Here is a 22,723-nt window from a genome sequence, read left to right as displayed (position 1 = left end):
GTGAATCGAAATTCTGGATGCGCATCCGCGTGAGACGGCAGCCCGCGGCATGTCACGATCGAAAAGGTTGATGGCGGTGCCGCCCTTCAGTGCGAACCTTCTGCCGTGCGATATAAGGAAGCGTTCGGATCAGCAGCTCGACCTGTCACATATATATTGCTCACCCGCCGTGGTCGACCTCGTGTGGCAACAGGTCGGCCCGGATCGTGATGAGATAGAGCGGGTGAAGCGGCCAACTGGTGAATTGACATGAACGCATCGCCCGATTGAGATTATCCTGCCGGGAGCGCAGTGCGTTATTCAAGCAAGTCAGATGATCATGGGCAAATATAAAGACCATCGCGAGCCACGCCGGCATTGCCATGACGATGACGTGGTTTGTTTGCGGAACGCTCTTCCGAGCCAAGCTACTTTCAGCGTTCGTCGACCGTAACCGCGGACCCTGTCGACGCCGAAGTGATCTGGTTCAACACCAGCAAGGGTTTTGGCTTTGTCAAATTGCCGGAGGGCATCGAGGCCTATCTGCACATCCGGGTACTTGTGGCGGCCGGGAGTCGCGGCGTTTCCGAGGGAACGCGTCTAAAGGTCACAATGGAAGAAAGTCCAAGAGGTCACCAGGTCTCGCAAGTGCTGGAGGTCGGCGATCAGACCGCGAAAACTCAGGTACATACGCGTTGCGCTGGAGAGTCCACCGCCGGGACGAGTCTCCAAGTTGGAGAGCGAGGGCACCGTTAAGTGGTACAATCCCCAAAAGGGCTTCGGCTTCATTGCTCCTGAAAACGGTGAGAAGGACATCTTCGTTCATGCCACAGCGCTGACCCGCTCAGGATTCAGCATGCTGATGGAGGGTCAGAAGGTGTTTGTCCAATGCGGGCAGGGCACGAAAGGCCTGGAAGTTCGGAGCATTCGCCTCGCTTAGAGCCAATTCGTTGGCCCTGGACCGAAATCGCGCCTCAAACAAAGAAAAAGCCCGCTGCCGGGAGGAGGTGGCAGCGGGCTCTATTTCGAATGAGACGCGGGAGGAGGTGCGCCCCATTCAGCGTCGGCATCACATCTGGGAGGAGTAGATGGCCGACAACATGATCATACCGATAGCCGCGGATATTGCAATGCACAAATTCTATATCGCAAATGCGAAATGATGCCGGATCCGCTTAATCGATCCTGAAAAAGTGCGGTCAGGCTGCGGCTTTCTTGCGGGCACGCTTGGCAGGTGCCGGCGCTCCCGGTTCCTTCGGCTTGCGGCCCAGACCCATGGTCTTGGCCAATGCCGAGCGCGCCGCAGCGTAGTTCGGCGCCACCATGGGATAGTCCGCCGGCAGCCCCCATTTCGCGCGATATTCGTCGGGCGTAAGGCCATAGTGGGTAGCCAGGTGACGCTTGAGCGACTTGAACTTCTTACCGTCCTCAAGACTGACAATGTAATCGGGTGTAACCGATTTTCTGATCGGTACGGCAGGCTTGAGATCTTCCGACTTTTCTGGTGCGGTACCACCAGTAGTGCCTTTCAATGCGATGTGGATCTGGCCGATAAGCCCAGGCAGTTCACCGACGGGAACCGGATTATTCGAAACATAGGCTGAGACGACATGGGCGGTGAGTTCGATGAGGTTGTCAGCTTTCGTCTCAGTTTCTTCGGTCATGAAAACGCTCCTGCGGGCTTAGATTAGGCGGTGGAGAATCAATTCATAGCTTAATAGTGACGACCGCGTTTGATAGCAACCAAGCCATTGCACGATCTGTTGGCGGATCGCTACACACCCGGCCACAGTCGCGGATCTTCCTCTTGAACCGTCATCGCCCTGACAACACACTGTGCCATGGTCGCCGCGTCGATGCGGCGCCTCTTCCCGCAAATCGGCTATTTGGAAGGTTGGAGGAACGAATGAACGCTGAGGCTTTCAGCAGCCCCCTTTTCGTGAAGCGCGCTACGCACATCATCCAAGAGATTGCCGGCCTTGCGGATGCAATCGATCTTCTCAATGAATGGCCGGAAGATCGCAGAGACCTGATCCACGAAGCCGTCCTCAAGGCATGCTACGATGCATACGATGGGCGCAAGCCGGTAAGCACGGCGCGCAATGCCTTTTTCGGCTTTGCGAAGCGGGTCGCCATATTGGAAGATCCAACCTCCGCGATGCAGTGGATCGCCGCCTGCAGATCGGGCAGTGGAAAAGTGCAGGTGTAGACTTCGACGACGTGTTTGAGACTGGCGCGAGGCGCGTCAAAGAGTGCAGTATGTCCAGGTTTCACAGCTTGACCACGCGAATGAGAAGCAGTTCCTCACCACCGACTGCAAAAACGCAGATCGCACGCAACCTGACCATGGCCAGACGCAGCTCATGGCGATCGCTTGGTCGCCAATGGCCAGGTTCGGCGCTGCAGATGCAGCGGTCGCGTTTGGCTGAGTAAATAAATGCGACCCGGGGCTGTTTGCCGCATAGTGGCTGTAGAGGAGGGGAGAGATGACCGGCTTGATCAGATTTGAGAGGCCAGTCGTTGTTCAGGTTAGCCGCCGCAGCTCGGAGCGAATCGTGTTGGACGTCAACGACGCAGCCGCTATCTTGCTCCGGGATCTGCATCATGAGACCAATAAACGCAGAATAGCGATGGACACCTGTCTGCAGGTGTTACGCGGTAAGACCCATCCACCAGCCGCTCGACGAGCTTTCGTGGCAGCCGCGCTCGAAGCACGCATTCTGCGCAGCGATTGAGATTTAGGACGCCGCTCATGAATTTCGGCCATCTGCGCATCGCTATTGGGCTCGGTCCGAACACGCCTGCCGGCATCCGCCAGGAGCAAGCCAACCCCGCACTTTCCGCGATGGCTTCCTGGTCCGGCGCCGGATCTTCCACCATCAAAACGCAAGGGGTCCGTGGGCCCGGCTGCGGCCGGTCGGCTTCGCCTTCGCGGCGATCGTGATTGGAGACTGAGGCAGACTGAGCCATCGAGCGGGAGTTTGGCCCGCTTCAGATGGCAAAGCGTAGATGCCGCCTCTAGTCTCCAGAAGTGCCGTTTGAACCTTCCCCCAGCTTAGCCCTGCATCCGGTCTCCGGAACACGCTCCGCGGACCGGCGGCGCGTGATCGCCGATGCTTCTTCCGACGGTCGGGAGCGGGGTTTCGGCGATCAAAGTCGGAGACGATAGTGATACTGGATTACCCCATGGTCTCCGTTGGACTCAAATGCGATCCAATTCGTTTTGCCTCGATATGGCGTAACCTCCTGTCTACGAGACATCATACTGTATATCGAACGAACCTCGGGTCGGACTGGCTTCTCACCTTGCCTTTCGCGTGCACGAGCCCTGAGGGATGGGCACTTCAGATTGAAGCGTTCGACTTCTGTGAAAACGATCGCGAGCTACTCGATTGCACCTTGCACGCAGAGGCTCCAGACCTGCTGCAGCGATTGATCGGTTGGACTATTTCTGAAGCCCAATCACCCTCCATCTGGAGACGGGGGCGGGCTATGATTGTTCGGGGCTAATCTGGGCCTTTCGTCGCCGCGCGTCGAAGACTTATAGCGCCTGGACATACAGGCGTCTTGGCTCGGAAGTGTCTGGCGCTATGCCGAAGGATGGAGGGAGCGCCGCCGCTCAATTATTCATTGGCTGGAGCAGTTCAGGTCAGCCGACAACGGCATAGCCGCGTCAGCGGATTTCGAACTCGTCAAGAGCAGTGCTGACCGTCGCGTCTGGCGGATGCTTGATGGATGTAAACTGAACCATCATTCTCAGATCATGTTCGAGCGATAGCACTCTGAACTTAAGCGAGCGATAGAGAAAAGCGAAAAGGATATGGGGGAGAAATTCCTTGACCAAAAGCTTGTCGACGGCCTCTGGCCTCGCAATACAAAGCTGAATTGAAGCATCCGAACGCGGTTCAGATGAAGCAAACGAACTCCGTTCGCGTTTCGCAGGATGTGTGCGGGCGTAATACACTTTTTCCGCACCTTCTTGGCAAGGGGGTCGCTGCGCACCCCGTTGCATCCGCTGAGCCTCAAGGCCTTCGCGAAAGATCCAGAATGACCACGTCGATGACCCGGCGTAGATCGACCGGCATCTGTTCAATAATAGCGTCCTTTAGCTGTGCCGTCGTCGTTATGGATAAGCCTTTACGCCCCGCGATTTTCTCACCTGCCCCGAACCATAGAACGAGATAGATGCCTTGATTCGTTCAGTAGTTCCCGTCAACTCCATCGTGCTGACGCGCAGCGGCGGTCGGACGAACCCGAAAGAATTCGCTGAGTCTCGCGTATTGAGCAGAGTTTGTTTACAAACATTTAGATGTGCGGCGATCATCGCCGCATTTTTGAAAGGTTGTAAATTCACTTTAAAAGTGATAGTTTATAAGAGCCACGAAATACGGCGATGATCGCCGCATCGTAAGTGTTTTTTAAACCTATGCCAACGAACACCGACCGGAGACAATTGCTGCAAAACGTGGTGCCTGAGGGGCTACCGGTGACGAAGCGTTGGTTGTCCGAGCAGAATCCGGAGTTCGATCGCCACGCGCTCGATAATCTGGTCAAAAGCAAGCAACTCACGCTGCTTGCATCCGGTGTCTATATACGCCCGGGTACACACCTTACCTGGCAGGGCATCGTCACCGCACTGCAGACCATCTTCCGCACGGATCTAAGTGTCGGCGGATTGACAGCGCTCGAATTGCAAGGATTTGCGCACTACCTGCCATTGTCGAGACAACGCGCGGTCCATCTTTACGGCAAATACGCTTTGCCGGCCTGGCTAGGGAGTGCGCTGCCTTCAGTCCAGTTCGTTCGCCACAATCGTCTCTCCTCGCTAGGCGGCTCCGGTCTCGTCAACCGCGAGTACGATACAAACGAGCGAACGCTCGTGGATAGCAGCATACCGGGTCAGCGGGCAGGCGCTTGGCCGTTCACCATGTCATCGCCCGAGCGGGCTTACCTTGAAGTCCTGATGGACGTGCCGGGCGCCATATCCTTCGAGCACGCCGACCAGCTTCTCCAGGGCATGACCACGCTCTCACCAAGGCGCATGGAGCAACTCTTGCGCAAGTGCACGAGCGTCAAATTGCGCAGGCTGTTCTACTGGATGGCCGAGCGTCATTCCTACGCCTGGCTGAAGAAGCTTCCCAAACCCGAAGCGCTTGATGAGCTTGGCCTTGGTAGCGGCAACAGAATGCTGGTCAGAGGCGGCAGACTCGATCCAAAATACCGCATAACGGTTCCGGAGGAGATGTGGACACAACCCGCCCTTACTACAGACAAGTCCGACTCCTGACGCGTGTCTTGCCGCTGGTCGCGGCGGAGACGTCTTTCGCCCTCAAAGGCGGCACCGCCATCAATCTGTTTGTTCGCGATCTGCCGCGGCTCTCCGTTGACATCGATCTCGTCTATCTGCCCATGGACGAGCGTGACGAAGCGCTCAAGAAAATTGCTGAAACGCTCTCGCGCATTGCTGATGCGATCTCAAAGGCGATGCCCGATACGGAGATCATCAGATCGTACGAAGATCAGAGCGATGCCTTGCGACTTTTCGTGACCCAAGGCGGCGATCGGATCAAGATCGAACTCTCCCCCGTGCTGCGCGGCTCAGTATTCCCCGAGGAGCTACGGGAGGTGTCGCCCGCAGTCGAAGAGCAATTCGGTTATGTCGAGATGCAGCTTCTTTCGATCCCTGATCTCTATGCCGGAAAAATCTGCGCCGCGCTTGACCGCCAACATCCGCGTGATCTCTTCGATGTCAAATTGCTGCTCGAGAATGAAGGGCTGACCGAAGCTTTGGTGAAGACTTTTCTCGTCTACCTCCTCAGTCACAACAGAACGATGGCTGAACTCCTACAACCAACCCGCAAGGACATTGCCGGCATCTACGAAGGAGAATTTCTGCGCATGTCGCAGATCGAGGTGAGCCTCGATGAATTGCTCGACATTCGCGAGCGGCTGATCACCGGGCTCAATCAGGCATTGACCGACGATCATCGAAAATTCCTGCTCTCCTTCAAAGCCCGTCGCCCGCAATGGAATCTGCTCGGCATTGAAGGGGCGGACAAGCTGCCCGCCGTTCGCTGGAAGCTGCACAATCTGGAACGCATGCCAGAAGAACGGCATCGCGGGGTGTATGAGAACTTGGAGCGGGTGCTCGGCCAGAAACGCAAATAAGCGACACCGCGCAAGAATCAGGTCGATCCCGTCTCACCGACACGACATCAGGATGTCTTCAAGACGTGGAGAAAGAAGCTCCATCTGATGTGTCATCTCCCGCAGATTCCCGTGTCAGTTCGAGACGCGTGATTGTCAGTATTCCGTCTTTTGCCAGATAGACCGGAAGGATAATGGTGTTATCACTTTCGGTCACCACGTCTTCGATTACTCGGACATATTTGTCCTGCTCGCCGGGAAGGGAATTGGCCTCTCGGTCCCAAGCTGCGATGGCTCCTGCTAGCCAGTCTGCTGCCCGGATATAATGGTCGAACCACATTACTTCCTTGCCGGTGCTGCTATCCGGAATAGCGACTCCAGGTATGATGCCCGATAATCTATGTCCAGAAGTCCGGCCAACCCGACAAACTTATTGATTGCGTAGTCCCAAACGAGGCTATCGCAGTAATTGATCATGCTGTCACGGTCGCAGAACCAACTAATCATTTCCGGTTTGCGTTCGCGACACAATATCAGCGAAATAATGCCGAGGTACAGGGCTAGCAGAGTGAGATCGGTGAAGAGCCCCACGTTGAATGAATTGGCCTTCGCTTTTTGGATCGCAGCCTTGAATCTCCGGATCTGATCGTCGCCTCGTTCCGCCGAAATGAGCGCCGCCACCGTCAGCGCCAGACTCTCCTGGATGACGTCTCTGGGCTTCGTGTCCCCATTACTATAGAAGGCCCGATCCTGCCTCATCGGTATCAGGATGTGAAAATGGCGCGAGTCCCGCAGCCAAGCCGCTGCAGTAGCGCCAAGTGTCTTGCTGTCCTTTAAGTCTCTCGGGAGGTTCTGCCGAACCTCTTCGGCAAACTCTGCGGGAAACAAATCGTACGGGATGATGCTGAAGGCGAAGCAGTCGCCTGGGCGGCTCTTGTCGCGTAGCGCGAAGTCCCCTGCAATGATCCACTTGGTAGTAGCTGGCCTCTTGCCAAGCCAACTACGGAATACCTTTAGGGCGCTCTTGCGAAAGTTTCGATGAAGCAGCTGGCAAACTCTGAGGGCTCGATCATGAGCGCTATGTAGCGAACGTCCGATGTTCAAGCTAGCTCTGTTTGCCAAGGCTGATCGGCCCGATGGTCGGTCCGTTCGTTGTCGAGGCTTGTCGCAAGAGTGGCCGTGACCTTCAAGAACGTTCATCTAGTGGCCACACTTAACTCTCGCTCAATCATTTCCCTCGTTACCACGCGCGCAGGATCTCGCTCCCGGTAAGCCTTGGCAAATTCCTCGTCGCTCAGACTCCCATCGCCATAGTCGCTGTAATCCAGATGCCGCCAGAATCCATCCTGCTGAAGCTCAATCCCATATAGCGCGCCGACAAAACCGCTCCGCGCCAGGATGTACGTTCGCACAAAAGGTACAGTCTCAAAGGATTTCTTGACGAACTGGGCTTCGGTGTGTCGGCAATTAACCACGGTTGCCGGCCAAAATAGCCGAACTGCTTGGAAATGATCGCGCTAAATAATTGCAGTGCCGAAAGAGCGTCTTCACGCGGCGCCGCATAGCTATCCGCGTCGAAATGGATTGACCGGTTTCGCAGCTTAGCTAACTCCAGGAAATCATCGCCGACACCATCTGCAAAAACACCCCAGTCGGAAAGCACGTTGACGGCAAATGGCCAGTCATCGAACGAGGCCTTCCGATATACGTTTTTGTAGTGAGGCGAGCTCTTGAAACTGCCCCGCAAGTCCAGAACCAAATGATTGGAGATGCGCTCACCCAACGCGCAAGCCGCAACGAGAGCCGGATAGTAGGCACCTACAAAGAACGCCTAGCGAGCCTGATGATGGACGCGATTATGGTACGCAACAAGGGACATTGGCTTTCCGCCGAGATCGACAATGTTCTGAACGATTGCGTCGTGATTCCACGTGCCGTAATCGTCCTTTATGCGCAATATTGTCTTCTCGCGGTTCTCAGCATGCAGCTTCTTTGCTTCATCGTCCCACGTCTCGCCGGGCTCATCGAGGAGCATTGGAGTCGAGTCAAAATCGAATGAGTGCGGTTGGTACCGGCGCATCGCCCGATCGGCGACTCCCGCGTGATGGGCCAGGTCGCCACGGTCCGTCGGGAATCCCAGTAGTTGTTCCCGCTCGGCTTCGCTCAGCGGGCTTGCGCATTCGCCCATCAGCGCGCTGATGACCATGGCCGGAAGCGGAAAGGAGAGGTGGCGCCGCAGGTCGGCGGGCTGGGGCTGGGCCGCCAGCGTCTCGAACAACTGCCCGGCGATCGCCTCGACCTGTTGCGCGAGCAGCTTCACCCTGCGTTTGCTAAAGGCCGGCGCCACGATCATGCTCGCTCCTCTCGTGCGAGACCAGCTACCTCGGCGAACCGAGAATGACCGAATCCGGGGTGAATGCCGCACTCTCTAAGCGAGGGAAGGGCGGAAGGTGACCGGCAGGCGCTGCGGGCAGCGAATGACGTAAGACGGCATGTAGACGACGTCCTCCGCGGCGATGGTCAGCGCCAGATCCTCCAGCCGCCCGAACAGCGCGGGGAAGGCGCAGCGCAATTCCAGGCGCGCCAGCGCAGCGCCCAGGCAGGAATGCGGCCCGTCGCCGAACGACAGGTGCGGGTTGTGTCGCCGGGTGACATCGAACCTGTCGGCGCCGGGACCGAAGGCCTTTTCGTCCCGGTTCGCCGCATGGAACGCCATCAGGACGGCGTCGCCGCGGTGGACCGTGCATCCGTCGATCTCCACGTCCTCGGTGGCATAGCGGAACGGCAGATTGGCCGCTGAGCTGCCCCAGCGCAGGATCTCCTCGATCGCCTGTGACCACGGAACTTGGCCGCTGCGCACCAGGTGCAGTTGCTGCGGATGCGTCAGCAATGCCAGCACGCCATTGCCGATGACGCCGGTGACGGTCACGAAGCCTGCAGAGAGCACCATGAACAGCATGTCGATGAGCTCGGTGTCGGAAACGAGCTCGCCATTGTCACGCGCGACGATCAGGGCCGAAGCCAGATCATCGCCGAGCTGGCCCCGCTTGAGCGCGATCAGGCGACGGAAGAACTCCGGGATGCGCTGCCGCGTCTGTCGCACCTCTGCGGCTGTGGCGGAGGTGTTGGCCAGGCTGTAGGTGAGCGCGACGATCTCTTCGCGCTGTTCGTCCGGCAAACCGAACAGTTCGGCAATCACGTTGGTGGGCAGCGGAACGGCGAACTCGCACATCAGATCGGCACTGCCGCCGCGCTGCGCCATCTCGGCCAGGAGTCGATCGACGCATTGTTCGATCCGTGGCGCCAGCAAGGCGATACGACTGGGCGCGAAGCTGCTGGACAGCAGGCCGCGCAAGCGCCGGTGATCGGCGCCGTGCGCCGTGGTCATGTTGTCCACTTTGCATATCCCGATCAGCGGATGATCCTCGGGAATCTCGCCGTCCTGCAGCGCCCGCCACTGTCGCCAGTCCCTGTTGAAACGCTGGTCGGAAAGCATACGCCTGAGCGTCTGGTGACGGCCTGCCGCCCAGGTCACCACATCGCCTGGCAGCGACACTCGCGCCATCCCTCCCTGCTGCAGAATCGCAGAAGACAGATCATCAAGTTGCGTGGGAGCGACCGGCACACCGATCACATCGCAATGATCGTTTTCTACGCGCATGCCAACAACTCCTTTAAGAACCATCGCGGGTCCACTTCTCGGCACGGATGATCCGCGCGCGGACTTCGAAAGTGCCCCTTCAGGGTCCTTTCCACATTAGAAGCGGTAAGTGACACCTGCGCCTATCAACCAGGGATCGAGCGTGGCCTTGCCTGCGAGCTTAGCGCCGGCGACAGTGACGTCGAAGTCGGGCTTAAGGAAAAGCTTCTTCACGTCGAAGTTGACGCCCCAGTGCTGGTCCACCATGTAGTCGAATCCGACCTGCAGCGCGGCGCCGAATGTGTTCTTGACCTTGAGATCATCGGCGCTGCCGGCTTGCTGATGATAAAAGATCGTATAGTTCACGCCGGCGCCGACATAGGGCTTGAAGGCGCCGAAATCGGTAAAATGATACTGCAATGTCAGCGTCGGCGGCAGCAGCCAAACCTTGCCGATATTGCCCAGCCCGCCGATCGAGCCCTGGCCTGTGATGTTGGCATAGGTGGTGCCGAGGATAAGCTCGGTGGCGACGTTTTCGGTGAAGAAATACGAAATATCGAGTTCCGGCGTCACCGTGTTCGAATACGAAAGACCGGAGCCGGGCACCGCGTTAACGTAGCCCGAGTCCCCGGTGATGACCCCCAGCGCCCGCAGGCGGATCTGCCAGGGGCTTGGCGCTTCCGCGACCCGGGCTCCTGCCTGCGGGACGCTCGCGGCTTGCCCAACATCTGCCGCGCCGGCCTGTCCCGCAACGATGAGGACGACAGCCGCTGTTACTGTCCGCGCCACGCCAATTCGCGCTCTCGCCATGCTCTTCTCTCCTTGATCTTCAGAAACGACGCACTTCGCCTTGATTGAATCCTGCTCGCATCAATCGAGATTGACGGAGCGCTCATGCGAGATAGCCCCCGCATGTGTCGTGCCAAATGAGAAAATCATTGCGAAACAACGCGATCACTCTTATAGCGCTGTGTCTGATGTCCGACTTCGTCGAAGATCCGACAATGAGTGCAGCCGTAGCCGCCGCCGGGTAGCCGAATGCAGCCGCCTCGGTTCTGGGACGGCAACGGGCTGCACGTTTCAAAACTCTCGGAGATTTCACGCACGTATCGCAGATTGGGGACCCTGGACACCCCCAGATCGGCTTGCCCGCGTAGCAGCGGCAGTTGTCTATGGGACGCGGCCATCTGCAAACGCGATGGTATCGTCCGGAATATTATATTGGCGAACTCAACACCACGTCGCGCATACTTGCAGCTGGCGGGGACAATCGCCCATGATCGTGGGGGGGCAAAGACAGTCGTCCATCGAGGTTCTCCCCTTTTTTATTGAGAGGCACAAGTTGAAACCGCAAGACGGCTGCTAGGTCGCGAGCATACGAAGACGCAACATGTCGCCGTCCTCCAAGCTTCAGGTCTTCAACGCTCTTTCAGCGGCTTGCTGAGGGAATGCTATTGGGAAAGCCACATATGTCCGGGTCGAGTGATCTTGCGAATGAAAAGCGCCAGAGCGAGCTTTCAAGCTTTGTCCTGAGGGAGGTGCAGCGCATTCTCGCCCAATGTGATGAGGCGAGGCAGGTTGACAGGGCAGCTGTTGCGCCTGCTTCCGCCGATTTGACTGCCGTGGCCGCTGAATTGCTTGGCAGGCTGGAGGCCGAAGCAGCGCGACGGCTGAACGCTCAGGCGTGTGAAATCGCTTCGCGACCCCGGCCAGCCGATCATCCGCTCGGGCATTCGGTACTGAAAGATTATCCGAGAGAAGGCTCGCGCATTGCAGAGTGGGCCGGTCCAGTTGCTGGCTCGACGCATCTCGAGAGACGTTTTGGGATACCGCGGTCAACGCTGCATTGGTGGCAGCAGCACAATGATGTGGTTGCCTTTCGAAGAGGCTCCCGCAAGCATGTATTTCCCCTGGCTCAGTTCATCGACGGCAGGCCCATGCCCGGAATCCGGCAGGTGCTCTCCTCGATCTGCGATCCCAGATTGGCTTGGCTGTGGCTGATCAGTCCCTCGCCTCTTCTCAAAGGCCGCGTTCCTATTGAATTGCTCAGGGAAGATACGAACACAGAAGGCGTCGTGTCGGCCGCCCAGGCCATTTCTCTGATTGGAGATGTCTGACGTTGGTCAGGCGTCGGGGGTTTTTCGTGCAGATTTGATGCGTACGCAAATAGTCAATGTACCAATTGTGCGGTTTGTATAAATGTATAATTGTTCAATTTGTGCAAGTAATACTGAGAACTTAGTGATAAAAATACAACTGATACTGCAAGGTTTGGTCGGAAGCGGAGTTTGAACTTGCACTATTCCGTCCGGTGAATAGCGTTCGAGCCGGGAAGGATGCTTCGTGATGCGCATCTTTTTCGATTCGTGGGGACAAGGGAGCAGTTCGTCGATCGACGTCCTCGCCCTTTTCAAATCATTCAAGGAGATCAAAATGAACATCAAGAGCCTTCTTCTCGGCTCCGCTGCGGCACTGGTCGCAGTTTCCGGTGCGCGCGCCGCCGACGCCGTCGTCGTTGCCGAGCCGGAACCCGCTGAATACGTCCGCATCTGCGACGTCTACGGCGCCGGCTACTTCTATATCCCCGGCACCGAGATCTGCCTGCGCATCGGCGGCTATGTCCGCTACGACATCGGCGTCGGCGACATCGGCACATTCACCGGTGCGGGGACCGTCGACGTCGAGGACGGCGACGAGCAGGATACCTACTGGAAGCGTGCTCGCTTCTCGCTGAGGACCTGGACCGGCCAGGAAACCGAGCTCGGCACCTTGAAGACCTACACCGAGACCCGCTTCAACTTCCGCAACACCCAAGGCGATACATCTCCGCTCCTCAACGAAGCCGGCAACGCCGACACTGTTTCGCTGAACTTCGCCTGGCTCCAGCTCGGTGGTCTGCGCGTCGGTAAGGACGAATCGGCCTTCGATACGTTCAGCGGCTACGCCGGCAACGTCCTCAACGATACGCTGGTTCCCTACGGTGGCTTCGACACCAACGTCGTCCAGTACTATTTCGACGCCGGCAACGGCTTCTCCGCCGTGGTCTCGCTCGAACAGGGTTATGGCGACTTCACGATCGACAGCTATGTTCCGCATGTCGTCGGCGGCGTGAAGTGGACGCAGGGCTGGGGCGCGATCACCGGCGTCATTGCCTACGACAGCAATTATGAAGAAGTGGCCGGCAAGGTTCGCCTCGACGTCACCCCGATGGAGAACCTGTCGCTGTTCATCATGGCCGGCTACGGCACGGACGACAACTACACGGATGGCGGCTTCGCACTCCCCGCCGCCGGCCGCGGCATGTACAAGCTGTGGAGCGGCAATTGGGCACTCTGGGGCGGTGGCACCTACACCATCAACGAGAAGACCTCGTTCAACACCCAGATCTCCTATGACGAGGGCGAGAATCTCGGCATCGTGGCGAATATCGCCTACGATATCGTCCCCGGTCTGACGATCACGGCCGAAGCCAGCTACCTCCATGTTGGTGATGAGACCGTCAGCAACTGGACCGGTGCCGATGACGACGACAATTTCGGCGGCCAGCTCCGCTTCCAGCGCTCGTTCTAATCAGTAGCGTTTGACTGAAATCGAACCCGGCGGGCAACCGCCGGGTTTTTTTGTATCGGCGTGGCTGTCGCTTTCCGTGATGCATGACGCCGGCAATGCCGGCCATCGTCGTTCTTTGCTGGAGCGGCCTTCAATTTCTAAATCTCAACGCCGGCGAATGGGCTTCAGCCACCATGCCTTCCTCATCCCGGCGGAGCGAACGCGACGCGGAGCGCAGACCCTGGGATGACGAAGGGAGGGATGCTGACCGGTGCCGGCCGCACGCTAAAAATCGGCCCGCGAATCTATGCGCTTGCGACCCCCGCGGTCCACGCAATGCGGACCGCCGACCTCAAGTCAAATCTCTGCAAGATCTCCCAGCGACTGTATCAGCGGCTGAATTTCGTGTTCATAATTCTTCCAGCGCTTGACGGCCGATTTGTAAATCGGTTGGCGAACCTGCCAGCGGCTGGGCGTGTTGACCGAACCATCCCTGTCGAAAAAGCGCAGGCAGGCGTCATCCCAAGGCAGCCCGAGATAATCTATCAGGCGGCGTGACTGGGCTTCCTGGTCCTCGACCAGCGTTTCGTAGCGATTTTCGAAGATAAGGCCTGGAAAGACCTCGTTCCAATGCCGCATCAGGCGGTCATATTCGCGATAGTACAGGCCGAGTGTTTTCAGGTCGGTGTTGTAGCTGTGTGCCTCGCTGAAGTTGAGGAAGAAGCAGGAGACGCAATTGTCGATGGCGTCACGACGGCAATGAATGATGCGCGCGTTGGGGAAGAGAAGGCCGACAAGGCCGATCAGTTCGAAATTGTGTGGCATCTTGTCCACGACGCGAAGTGCAGCCGGCGCCCGCTCGCGCAAATAGGACAGATGCTCTTCGGCCAAGGTTCTGGACAGGACTTCTGTGATCGAGGTCATCGGCTGGTTCAAATCTCCAGCCGATGATGTCTTGAGACCGATCGCATTCGCGACCCGCCTCAGTTTGCTAAGCTCCCCTGCACCATGAACGTCGGGATGGCTGGCGCAGATCTGCTCCGTCAGCGTCGTTCCCGAGCGGGGCATGCCAACCACGAACACAGGCACTTCGGAAGGATTTCCATAGCCGGCCCTGGCAGCCAAAAAGTCCGGCGTGAAGGTTTCAATCATCGAATCGATCCACCCACGATACAAGTCGATGTCGAACTTGTAGCCGGAGGCCTGTTTCGCCCTGTTGAAATGGTCGAATGCCTCATCATAGCGCTTGAGGTCGTTCAGCACCTTGCCGGCGGCGTGATGGAGTTGCTGCGCGCCTTCCGAACCAAGTTTCGGATTACCGAGTTCGCGAAGGATGGATTGGAGTTCCTCGGGCTCCTCGGTGAAGCTTCGCGTCTGTACAAGGTCGTTGTAAGCAGCCGGCACGCCAATACGACGTGCGATTGCTTCTCTCAGATAGGCGGCGGCTTCATCCATACGCCCCAGGCCGCTGAGCGCGCTGGCCAGCCCGGCTCGCACCTTGGGATGATCGCGGTTGATTTTCAGCGCCTTCTCGTAAAGCGGCAAAGCCATGTCGGGTTTGTCAAACGCCGTGTAAGTGCGCCCCAATGTACAAAGTGCTTCGATAAGGCCGGGCTTCAGTTCCAGGGCATACTGCATATGCTTGATAGCTGGCGCATACTCGCTGACCTTCACATAGGCCTCACCCAGGCTGAGGTGGTAGTAGGGGTTTTTAGGTTCCTCGCCGACCGCCCGTGCGAAATATCGCAAGGCCCTCTCATCGTCGTAACCCAGGTATATGGTCCCCAGGATGTACAAGGCGAGCGGATGATTTGGCGTGCGCTCCAGAACCCGAAGGCACAGGTCCTGAGCCTCGTCGAGCCGCCTGGCCTGCTGAAAGGCATATGCCTGTTTCAGCAGCGCGTCGTCGGCCTGCGCACGCGATTGGCCGCTTGCTTTCTGCGGGCTCACCAAAGGCTTCACTATCGGCCCCTTCGCTTTCGGCGCGGGTCCGGGCTTGATGTGCTTTGACCAGGCAGGCGGGAGTCGATTGTTCATGGTATCTCGCTAGCAAAAAGAGATATCTCGCTAGCAAAAAGAGCGGGACGAATCCAGCATGCTGGCTGCAGCCAAGACGGGAGCTTGCGCGGCCAACTGTGCCGCGCTAGCAAGAAGGCCCTTTTCGAACGAGCCTTGCCATGCGCCAGCGCCCTCCCTCCATGCTGATCGGCCAATGGCGTCCACTCCGACTGAAACGATCCTCGCGATCACCTGCGCGATCGCATCCCGCCGCGCCGTTTCGCGTGGCCGCGCACTGATGAATGGCGCGTACTTGGACTTTCTCGTCTGAAAAGGCGTGGCAATCCGGCCGTATTCTGCCGCCGAACAGGTGCTTGCTGCCGCTCGTCACCATCCAGTTGGCGCGGTCGGATATGGCTGCGGACTGCTTTACGGGCGCGGACCGGTTCAAGGATCGGGTCGATGCCGAGAATGCGATCGGCCATTTCCTTTACACTGGCATTGTAGGCGCGGGCGTCCAGGATGCCTAGGTAAATGGTGCGATGTTGCCTGTCGTAGTTCGTGATGATGTCTAACCAGGGAACTTCGTCAGCAATCGGCGTAGTCGATTTCGGCTGTAGCATCGCTAATTCTATCTCTGGAATATGGCCGCCGCTCCGGATTCAGCCAGCAGTACATCAGCGGTCTGGAAAAAGGCCGCAGAAATCCGACCATCGTCACGAACATGAACTGGCAGCGGCCCTCGATGTCAGCCACATGGATCTGGTTTGGCCCGACAGGCAGACCTGAGACTTTCGACTTCTAGAAAACTGCTGAGCGCCCGCGCGCCTTGTGGCGCGCGCCGGTGCTGGTGAACCGAGCCCCCTCTTCTTCGCCTTGCTCAGGCAGTCTCGGCCATTCGGCTTCGCCCCCTGGCGCTGGCAGCCTGCCGGCTGATGACGGTCGCCGTCCTTCGGCCGTCGCGGTTTTTCTTTGATGGCCTTCCCGGGTGGCGCGCGGTGGGGGCACTCCCTTCTAGGCCCGCCGCGGCGTCCCGCAACCCTTCACTTGCCGCTCCAGGTCCTCCTCTTCGTTCCGGTCCTTCGGATGCGCTCCACCTTCGACGGCTTTTCTTTCGACAGGCTCATACATCTCAGCCATTCGGCTCCCGTCCTGGCGCGGGTCGTCAGACCCGCGCAGCTCTTCCATGTCGGGCCTCACGGCGGCGCAGGGTACCCTCGGCGGCGCGTCGGAGCGTGCTGAGCTGGATGGACCCGCCTGCTTCGGATTTATCGATCGCTTCGACCGTCTGCGGGCGCACGCCAAGCCGGGCGGCGAGCTGGACGCCGGCTATGCCGATCGCATCGCGGATCGCGCGTATCCAGCCTTTTGGCGGCGCTCTCGACGTGGTCACGTCGGCCGGTGACCTGTCACGCTGGGGTGTCCTGTTTCGCCGAGGCTTATGGGCGAAATTCGCTCGTATTCTGGTCTCCGATCTGGTGCGTCCATGTGCTGCCGGTCATCGCAGAACAGGTGTCAGCATCGTGGGCGACATTGCCGTTCGATCTCTCGGCATTGCCATGTCGTGCGACGGTCCTGCTGTCGCCCGACAAAAGCCAGCATGTTCTTCTTCGCCATACGGAGCATACGCTCCAGCTCGCCGTCTCTGGCGCGGACATCTTGCACCCTGTTTGCCTCATACCGAGGCGATCTGGCCAGCAATGCTTTCGAAGCCCCGCCTGAGGGCGCTCGAGTGCCTCAATGCTCTAAGTCTGGGTCAACACCTGCCCGCCCGCTTGTTTCCGCCGGAAAGACGCGGTCCCCGTTTGACCTTCGTTCTTCGTGCGCTCGACGGTTCGCTTGCCGGAGCGTCACATCGCGAGCTCTCCGAAGCGCTGGTTGGTCAACGGCGCGTCCATGCCGACTGGAGAGATCCTCGCAATCATCTACGCGACCGCATTCGCCGCGCCGTCTCTCGCGGCCGCGCTGGCCGGCCCGTAAGGGACGAGGAAGAACTTCTTTCGGCTGCCAGACAGCCGCTTGGCCGGTGAACCAGTGATGACTGTGAGTCACACGATCGAGGGCGCGGCGGGCTTCGGCCAAATTCTCGGCCAGAATCTCTAGCAGGGCTTAGCTTTCCGGGAGGACATGTCCGCACCGGCGCTCATGCCCTACAACTCTGTCTTGAAAAGACACCACGTTTTCATAGTGAGTGACGAGGTTGGAATATAGCTGCTGCATTCGTACATCTCCCTGATTGGGCGAAAGCACGTTGCTCGCTCTCAAGCGCTCAATTGCAGCAAGGTATGGGCGACCGGGAAACTCTACTCTCCTTAAGGGCAAAGCGCCACCATACACTCGCCAACCGAAAGCCCGCCGTGGCTAAAGGGTGCCAACCGCCGGTTGGTAGACGCGACGCAGCTGGCGAGCGTAGGATTTCCTCCGATCCGGGCACATGCCCTCCGCCCACACCCCAGTGCCTGGTGAACGACTGAAAAGCCCGCCGTGCCTCAAGGTGCGGCGGGTTTTTGTCTTCCGTCCGGGAATCTTTGGCCGAGCCAAGGCGTGTGAATCGCGCAGCACTGGTCCCCGTGCCGAGAGATTGAGTCTCAGTTCTCCGATCCGGTCAGCCCGCGTCCTTCCAATCCCCGCGCTGGCGTCGGTGGCCAGCCGGTTTTGGTTACAGACGGCGTTTTTCTTTCGTATGGAACTCGGCGCGGGCTGAAAGTTCAAATCGTGGAGCATTTGCCTCCTCTGCTGAGCTGCAAGATCGGATAGTCTCCTCCGATGGGCCCGCGTCCTCTTCCTCCGAGGCGCGCGGGCGTTCATGCAACCCACAAGTCTACGTCAAGACCGACCGACCTGGACTGCGCTATGGGGTCAGCCACGTCGAGGGTGCCGCTGAGGAACTCATGGCGTGGGACACAAAGGGGCCGAGGTGGACGAAAGCGGTCCAATCATGCGCGCGTTCGAGGGCAGGGTGTCCCCCAAGTGGTCCGTGAAGCCTTTGAGGCGGCAGCCAGGAGGCGAGCGTATATCACTCTCGTCTGAGTAGGAGGTATCATGGCAACCCTTTGTTTGTTCCCTCCGGTGTTCGTGACGCACGGTGTCAGGCATGGCTGCAACAACACGAGGGCAGCCCTTGAGCAGCTCAAGAGGTGGACCCGGAGAGGACCTCACTGGCACAACGGCGTGGACCCTCTGCCTGTCAGCACTGGAGGGCGATCCGATTGACCCTCACGTGATCCGAAAGGCTTTCGTGGCTGCCGCTAAATGAGGCGGAGATGTATTTAATCTTACCTCGGCAAGGCAGCTTCACCCTGCGTTACAAAGTAACCTGGTTGCTTTTCTGTAAGAAGGTTCCCTATCTGTGCAATTTACCTCAAGTCATCCGGAATCCTGCATGCTTGTAATATTTATTTTGCAGTTTTTTAACATATATTTAACGAAAAAATGCTGTTCATTATCCCGACATTACATCTAAAAGTGAGTGGGACCAGCGCGGATGGCAGCATGAATCGGGATTTTTGAGCACTAGCAGGAGAGAATATGCCTTCCATATCTACTCGCCGCGCCAACGCAACGGACGCAGAGACGGTCGCCCGTTTCATTCACGCACTACTCGATGAACTCACTGGCGGAAAAGCGCCCACGCCCGACGTCGTCAGACAAAGCGCGGAGACAGTACTTGCCGACGCTGGCGTGGTCGCTGTGATCGCAAGTGCAGATGACGAGCCGGTCGGCATCACGGTGCTGAATGAATGCACGGCGATCTATGCAGGAGGCAAGTTCGGCTACATTTCGGAGCTGTATGTTCGACCCGACATGCGCTCCAAAGGGATTGCCCCTCATCTGCTTGAGGTCGCCTCGCAGGAAAGCCGTGCTCGTGGTTGGAAACGACTTGAGGTTGGAGCGCCCGGGCAACCAAAATGGAAGCGCACGCTCGATTTCTATCTGCGGAACGGGTTCGAGGAAGTCGGCCCTCGGCTCTGTCGGATAATCTAGATTCAGAGTGTCTGCTGTGGACTGGCTCAAAGCAACCTGCACGATCTCAGCGGATTGAGGTCCGGCGTGGTCGCTGCCTGCCGCTGCAATCGTATCAGCATCGTCATCCCAAATGTGTGCCTCAGATAATGCAAGATTCCCGTCACGCCGACCGCCCGGAACGCATCGGCAAAAACCGCCGTCAATCGGGTCACGCTAACGGCGTTTCCTTGAGTGTTGAGGAACAGAACCGAGGGCGGCAATTTTGCCAACCTACAGGGGCGCTGCATGGACGACCGCACGTGACGTGCACCCGGTTACGCAGCGTATAGCCGAATAACGGATCATTCCTATGAGGGTAGTTTCATGAAATTGTATGCGAAAGTTTTTGGTAGAGCGGCAGCGTTGCTCGCTGCCTGGCCGGCGATGGCCAGCGACGCGGTGGTGAGCGAACCGGCGCCCTACAATCCCAATTTCTCTTTCGTTGGCGGCGTCGGCGTCATCGACATCGAGGCCAACGAGCTACTCTATCAGGCTCCCGGCAGCGGCTCGAAGCTGAGCCACCTTATCTGGGAAAGCACCTCACCGGTCATTTCAGCCGAGATGACGGCGCGCAGCGAGACTGGCTGGACCGCCAAGCTTTCCGGCCAGATCGCCTTCAGCGGCGACAGCTACATGGAAGACTATGACTGGGACCCGCGATTCTCGACCAATGATGGCTGGAACGACTGGAGCGACCGTTCGCGCCATTCCGACACCGATCTTGATTACTTCTATTCGGCAACCGTCGCGCTCGGCCACGATTTTCAGGTCAGCGACCAGCTGCTGATCAACGTCAACGGTGGCTTCAAGTACACCTCGGTCAAGTGGACTGCCTTTGGCGGCTCCTATGTCTACAGCGTTGACCGCTTCCGGGATTCGGTTGGCGACTTCCCAGGAGACACAAAGGGCATCAGCTACCAGCAGAAATTGCCCGTCGCCTTCGCCGGCATCGATGCGACCTATGTCCAGAATCGCTGGAACTTCGGCTTTGCGCTGAAGGGCGGGATGACCTTCTCGGCCGGCGATACCGATCATCACTGGAGGCGTGACCTGCGCTTCGAGAAAGATTTCGAATCGGCGCCGGTTCTGATGGTCGGCGGCAGCGTCGGCTACCAGTACAACGAGCGGACCAGCTTCTTCGTCTCCGGTTCCTACGAAAAGGTGTTCACCGCTCGCGGCGACTACAACACCTATGACATTCCGACCGGCGCAGAGACTGGCGGTGAAGACGACTGGATCGGCGGCGATTTTACCGCGGCGACGGTGATGGTCGGCATCAAGACCTCATTCTGATTGAACGAATTCGACCGGAACGCCAAACCGATGTCCGCACGGCGCAGCCGAGCTGTCGTTCCGCGGCAGACCGTCTCTGATCTCGCAGCAGTCGTCCTTGTCCCCGACAAATGGTGTTTGGAGAGATGCAAACCGGTTGGGCCGTCGAATAGGCCCATTGCGACAGCTGTGAGCTGATAGCCTTCAATCATCGGCTTCCAGAACACGTCGAGCCGCACTCAGAACCCGCGTTCAACTTTATCGGACGATCGGTACCAACGGGTGTTGTTCACCGCCGACTGAGAGCGCGTCGCACCGAATATTCACGGCAGCGAGGGAATGGCCCGATTCTTTCAGATGTGATCGAGCGTGAAGCACGCGACGTCGGGTGAGCAGACCGAGCGGTTCCTCCACCATCTGCATGAACATGCTCCGGAACTTTCAATCGCGGCTGACCTGGCGCGCCGCTTTGCCGCGATGATGCGTGGCGACGACGATGCAGGCCTTCGCTCAATGGATCGGGGATGCCATGAACAGCGAACTGGCTTCCCTTGCAGCAGGTCTCAGCCGTGACATTGAGGCTGTTTGGGCGGCAATCACCCAGCCCTGGAGTGCGAGCCCTGCCGAAGGCCAGATCAACCGCCAAGACGATCAAGCGCCAGATGTACGGGCCTTTCCACTCCTCCGGAGCCGACTTCTGGCAGCCGCTTGACCCAACCGGACAAAGGGACACCCGAAAAAAGTAGTCCCTGCACCAAATATGCGGAAGAACCCAATTTGGCCTAAGCTTGACGCGCCCGCGCGCCCGACGGCGCGTGCCGGGTGCTCGTGAACCGAGCCCGCTTTTTCTTCGGCAGGCTCAGGCGGTCTCGGCCATCGGGCTTCGCCCCCTGGCGCGGGCAGCCTGTCGGCTGCTGACGGTCGCCGGCCTGTCGGCCGGCGCGGTTTGTCTGTTGGCCTTTCCCGGCGGCGCGGGTGGGCGGCACTCCCTTCTAGGCCCGCCGCGGCATCCCGCAACCCTTCGCTTCGCTTCGGGTCCTCCTCTTGCGTTCCGGTCCTTCGGATGCGGTCCGCCTCCGACGGCGGGCCTTTCCGGTCGCGTCTCGCCGCCCACCCCGCTTCCGGGGAAAGGCGCGGCGAGTGGTTAGCGGAGGACGAAGGAATGCGTGCAAACGACAAGCGTTGCGCCAGCGCAGAGGCTGGCTCGGCTAAGGGCGGGCGCCCGGGCGCCAGTCTCTATCAGGAGATCACGGACCGCATCATTGCCGAACTGGAGCGCGGCACCGTGCCATGGGTCAAGCCATGGGGAAGCGCAAAGGCCGACCTCGGTCTGCCGAGGAATGCCGCCACCGGGCGCCGCTATTCCGGCATCAACATCCTCATCCTGTGGGGCGCCGTCATCGAGCGCAGCTATCCCGGCCAGAACTGGCTCACCTTCCGGCAGGCGCTTGCTCTTGGCGGCAATGTCAGGAAGGGCGAGCGCGGCACCACCATCGTGCATGCCGACCTCTTTGTCCCCAAAAACGAGAAGGAGCGCGCCAAAACAGACGGCGACGAGCCGCAGGCCGTGCCCTACTTGAAGCGCTTCACCGTCTTCAATGTTGCGCAGTGCGACAATCTGCCGGACCATCTCCATGCCGCCGCCGAGCCGCTGCCGGCGCGCGAAATCGTTCCGCAGGCCGAGGCGCTTATTCGAGCAAGCGGCGCGGATTTCCGCATCGGCGGCGACCGCGCTTTCTACATGCCCGGCAGCGACACCATTCAGGTGCCGCCCCAGCCGGCTTTCTTCCACCAGATCGACTATTACCGGACCTGCTTTCACGAGCTTGGCCACTGGACCGGCCACCCGGCGCGGTTGGCGCGCGACCTCTCCGGCTCCTTCGGTTCCAAAACCTATGCGCGCGAGGAATTGGTCGCCGAAATCGCCGCAGCTTTTGTCTGCTCGACGCTCGGCATCGAGCCGACCGTGCGCCATTCCGATTACATCGGCTCATGGCTCACCGTTCTGCGCGAGGACAACCGCGCCATTTTCCGCGCCGCCAGCCTGGCCTCCAAGGCCGCCGATTTCCTGCTTGGCTTTAACGCCGAGGCCGAAGGCGCGCAACAAGACGAGATCGCGGCATGAGCGCGCTC

The 22,723-nt window shown here is 58.8% G+C and carries 20 protein-coding genes and 4 pseudogenes; 12 read left to right on the top strand and 12 right to left on the bottom strand.

All coding sequences use genetic code 11. The features are described from left to right. Nucleotides 1-33: 33 nt before the first annotated feature. A pseudogene (locus tag AC0L2V_RS22690) lies at nucleotides 34-136 on the bottom strand (nucleotidyl transferase AbiEii/AbiGii toxin family protein); the annotation flags it as partial. A 576-nt stretch (nucleotides 137-712) separates the two neighbouring features. Here AC0L2V_RS22690 and AC0L2V_RS22685 point away from each other — a divergent pair. Further along, nucleotides 713-919 carry a cold-shock protein gene (locus AC0L2V_RS22685; protein WP_473521234.1) on the top strand — a complete coding sequence of 69 codons (207 nt, stop codon included), beginning with the start codon at nucleotides 713-715 and terminating at the stop codon, nucleotides 917-919. Nucleotides 920-1,178: 259 nt separating this feature from the next. Here the strand turns inward: AC0L2V_RS22685 and AC0L2V_RS22680 are convergent, their stop codons facing one another. Further along, nucleotides 1,179-1,643 carry a Ros/MucR family transcriptional regulator gene (locus tag AC0L2V_RS22680; protein WP_473521233.1) on the bottom strand — a complete coding sequence of 155 codons (465 nt, stop codon included), beginning with the start codon at nucleotides 1,641-1,643 and terminating at the stop codon, nucleotides 1,179-1,181. A 242-nt stretch (nucleotides 1,644-1,885) separates the two neighbouring features. On the opposite strand from AC0L2V_RS22680, the gene AC0L2V_RS22675 reads away from it, so the two are divergent. Together AC0L2V_RS22675 and AC0L2V_RS22670 are read left to right on the top strand one after the other, a co-directional pair. Then, complete coding sequence (locus AC0L2V_RS22675) at nucleotides 1,886-2,188, top strand: DUF982 domain-containing protein (protein ID WP_473521232.1); 303 nt, start codon at nucleotides 1,886-1,888, stop codon at nucleotides 2,186-2,188. A 277-nt stretch (nucleotides 2,189-2,465) separates the two neighbouring features. Then, on the top strand, nucleotides 2,466-2,714 hold the full coding sequence (locus tag AC0L2V_RS22670) for a DUF982 domain-containing protein (protein WP_292593242.1): 249 nt from the start codon (nucleotides 2,466-2,468) through the stop codon (nucleotides 2,712-2,714). A 938-nt stretch (nucleotides 2,715-3,652) separates the two neighbouring features. Here AC0L2V_RS22670 and AC0L2V_RS22665 read toward each other — a convergent pair. Beyond that, nucleotides 3,653-3,943: a hypothetical protein gene (locus tag AC0L2V_RS22665; RefSeq protein ID WP_473521231.1), complete on the bottom strand. Its 291-nt coding sequence runs from the start codon at nucleotides 3,941-3,943 to the stop codon at nucleotides 3,653-3,655. 489 nt (nucleotides 3,944-4,432) lie between these two features. On the opposite strand from AC0L2V_RS22665, the gene AC0L2V_RS22660 reads away from it, so the two are divergent. Beyond that, nucleotides 4,433-5,266: a type IV toxin-antitoxin system AbiEi family antitoxin domain-containing protein gene (locus AC0L2V_RS22660; RefSeq protein WP_473521230.1), complete on the top strand. Its 834-nt coding sequence runs from the start codon at nucleotides 4,433-4,435 to the stop codon at nucleotides 5,264-5,266. Between the two features lie 8 nt (nucleotides 5,267-5,274). Then, on the top strand, nucleotides 5,275-6,147 hold the full coding sequence (locus tag AC0L2V_RS22655) for a nucleotidyl transferase AbiEii/AbiGii toxin family protein (RefSeq protein ID WP_473521229.1): 873 nt from the start codon (nucleotides 5,275-5,277) through the stop codon (nucleotides 6,145-6,147). 58 nt (nucleotides 6,148-6,205) lie between these two features. On the opposite strand, the gene AC0L2V_RS22650 is transcribed toward AC0L2V_RS22655, so the two are convergent. From AC0L2V_RS22650 to AC0L2V_RS22625, 6 genes and pseudogenes are all read right to left on the bottom strand, one after another. Continuing rightward, nucleotides 6,206-6,466, bottom strand: a complete 261-nt coding sequence (locus AC0L2V_RS22650; RefSeq protein ID WP_473521228.1) for a hypothetical protein — start codon at nucleotides 6,464-6,466, stop codon at nucleotides 6,206-6,208. Next, nucleotides 6,466-7,230 carry a hypothetical protein gene (locus AC0L2V_RS22645; RefSeq protein ID WP_473521227.1) on the bottom strand — a complete coding sequence of 255 codons (765 nt, stop codon included), beginning with the start codon at nucleotides 7,228-7,230 and terminating at the stop codon, nucleotides 6,466-6,468. The genes AC0L2V_RS22650 and AC0L2V_RS22645 overlap by 1 nt, the downstream gene beginning before the upstream one ends. A gap of 190 nt (nucleotides 7,231-7,420) precedes the next feature. Then, on the bottom strand, nucleotides 7,421-7,909 hold the full coding sequence (locus AC0L2V_RS22640) for a hypothetical protein (RefSeq protein WP_473521226.1): 489 nt from the start codon (nucleotides 7,907-7,909) through the stop codon (nucleotides 7,421-7,423). A 399-nt stretch (nucleotides 7,910-8,308) separates the two neighbouring features. Then, nucleotides 8,309-8,588, bottom strand: a pseudogene (locus tag AC0L2V_RS22635) (cytochrome P450); the annotation flags it as partial. Next, entirely contained in the window at nucleotides 8,555-9,760 is a 1,206-nt protein-coding gene (locus tag AC0L2V_RS22630) for a cytochrome P450 family protein (RefSeq protein ID WP_473521225.1), read from the bottom strand. The pseudogene AC0L2V_RS22635 and the gene AC0L2V_RS22630, both read right to left, overlap by 34 nt. A 123-nt stretch (nucleotides 9,761-9,883) precedes the next feature. Beyond that, nucleotides 9,884-10,576, bottom strand: coding sequence for an OmpW/AlkL family protein (locus tag AC0L2V_RS22625; RefSeq protein ID WP_473521224.1), 693 nt, complete (start codon nucleotides 10,574-10,576; stop codon nucleotides 9,884-9,886). 659 nt (nucleotides 10,577-11,235) lie between these two features. On the opposite strand from AC0L2V_RS22625, the gene AC0L2V_RS22620 reads away from it, so the two are divergent. Continuing rightward, a complete protein-coding gene (locus tag AC0L2V_RS22620) occupies nucleotides 11,236-11,883 on the top strand; it encodes an antitoxin Xre/MbcA/ParS-like domain-containing protein (RefSeq protein WP_473521223.1) in 648 nt (215 codons plus the stop codon). A gap of 316 nt (nucleotides 11,884-12,199) precedes the next feature. Continuing rightward, complete coding sequence (locus tag AC0L2V_RS22615) at nucleotides 12,200-13,336, top strand: porin (protein WP_473521222.1); 1,137 nt, start codon at nucleotides 12,200-12,202, stop codon at nucleotides 13,334-13,336. 336 nt (nucleotides 13,337-13,672) lie between these two features. On the opposite strand, the gene AC0L2V_RS22610 is transcribed toward AC0L2V_RS22615, so the two are convergent. Together AC0L2V_RS22610 and AC0L2V_RS22605 are read right to left on the bottom strand one after the other, a co-directional pair. Further along, nucleotides 13,673-15,352 (bottom strand): tetratricopeptide repeat-containing sulfotransferase family protein, encoded by a 1,680-nt coding sequence (locus AC0L2V_RS22610; protein ID WP_473521221.1) that lies wholly within the window; start codon nucleotides 15,350-15,352, stop codon nucleotides 13,673-13,675. 209 nt (nucleotides 15,353-15,561) lie between these two features. After that, nucleotides 15,562-15,936, bottom strand: a complete 375-nt coding sequence (locus AC0L2V_RS22605; protein ID WP_473521220.1) for a hypothetical protein — start codon at nucleotides 15,934-15,936, stop codon at nucleotides 15,562-15,564. Here AC0L2V_RS22605 and AC0L2V_RS22600 point away from each other — a divergent pair. Beyond that, nucleotides 15,921-16,102: pseudogene (locus tag AC0L2V_RS22600) on the top strand (helix-turn-helix transcriptional regulator). The gene AC0L2V_RS22605 and the pseudogene AC0L2V_RS22600 sit on opposite strands and share 16 nt — an antisense overlap. Before the next feature lie 427 nt (nucleotides 16,103-16,529). Here the strand turns inward: AC0L2V_RS22600 and AC0L2V_RS22595 are convergent. Continuing rightward, nucleotides 16,530-16,775, bottom strand: a pseudogene (locus tag AC0L2V_RS22595) (helix-turn-helix domain-containing protein); the annotation flags it as partial. Nucleotides 16,776-16,872: 97 nt separating this feature from the next. Between AC0L2V_RS22595 and AC0L2V_RS22590 the strand changes: the two are divergent. The 4 genes from AC0L2V_RS22590 to AC0L2V_RS22575 all read left to right on the top strand — a co-directional run bounded on the left by AC0L2V_RS22590 (nucleotide 16,873) and on the right by AC0L2V_RS22575 (nucleotide 22,715). Continuing rightward, nucleotides 16,873-17,343: a DNA -binding domain-containing protein gene (locus AC0L2V_RS22590; protein ID WP_473521311.1), complete on the top strand. Its 471-nt coding sequence runs from the start codon at nucleotides 16,873-16,875 to the stop codon at nucleotides 17,341-17,343. Between the two features lie 1,498 nt (nucleotides 17,344-18,841). Further along, nucleotides 18,842-19,297, top strand: a complete 456-nt coding sequence (locus AC0L2V_RS22585; protein WP_473521219.1) for a GNAT family N-acetyltransferase — start codon at nucleotides 18,842-18,844, stop codon at nucleotides 19,295-19,297. 345 nt (nucleotides 19,298-19,642) lie between these two features. Beyond that, nucleotides 19,643-20,611 (top strand): omptin family outer membrane protease, encoded by a 969-nt coding sequence (locus AC0L2V_RS22580; RefSeq protein WP_473521218.1) that lies wholly within the window; start codon nucleotides 19,643-19,645, stop codon nucleotides 20,609-20,611. A 1,141-nt stretch (nucleotides 20,612-21,752) separates the two neighbouring features. Continuing rightward, entirely contained in the window at nucleotides 21,753-22,715 is a 963-nt protein-coding gene (locus AC0L2V_RS22575) for an ArdC family protein (RefSeq protein ID WP_473521217.1), read from the top strand. The last annotated feature ends 8 nt before the right edge of the window (nucleotides 22,716-22,723 follow it).

This window comes from Mesorhizobium sp. WSM4814, assembly GCF_055811595.1.
Note: the sequence above shows the minus strand (reverse complement) of the source record. Positions and strands in the feature narration are given on the sequence as shown.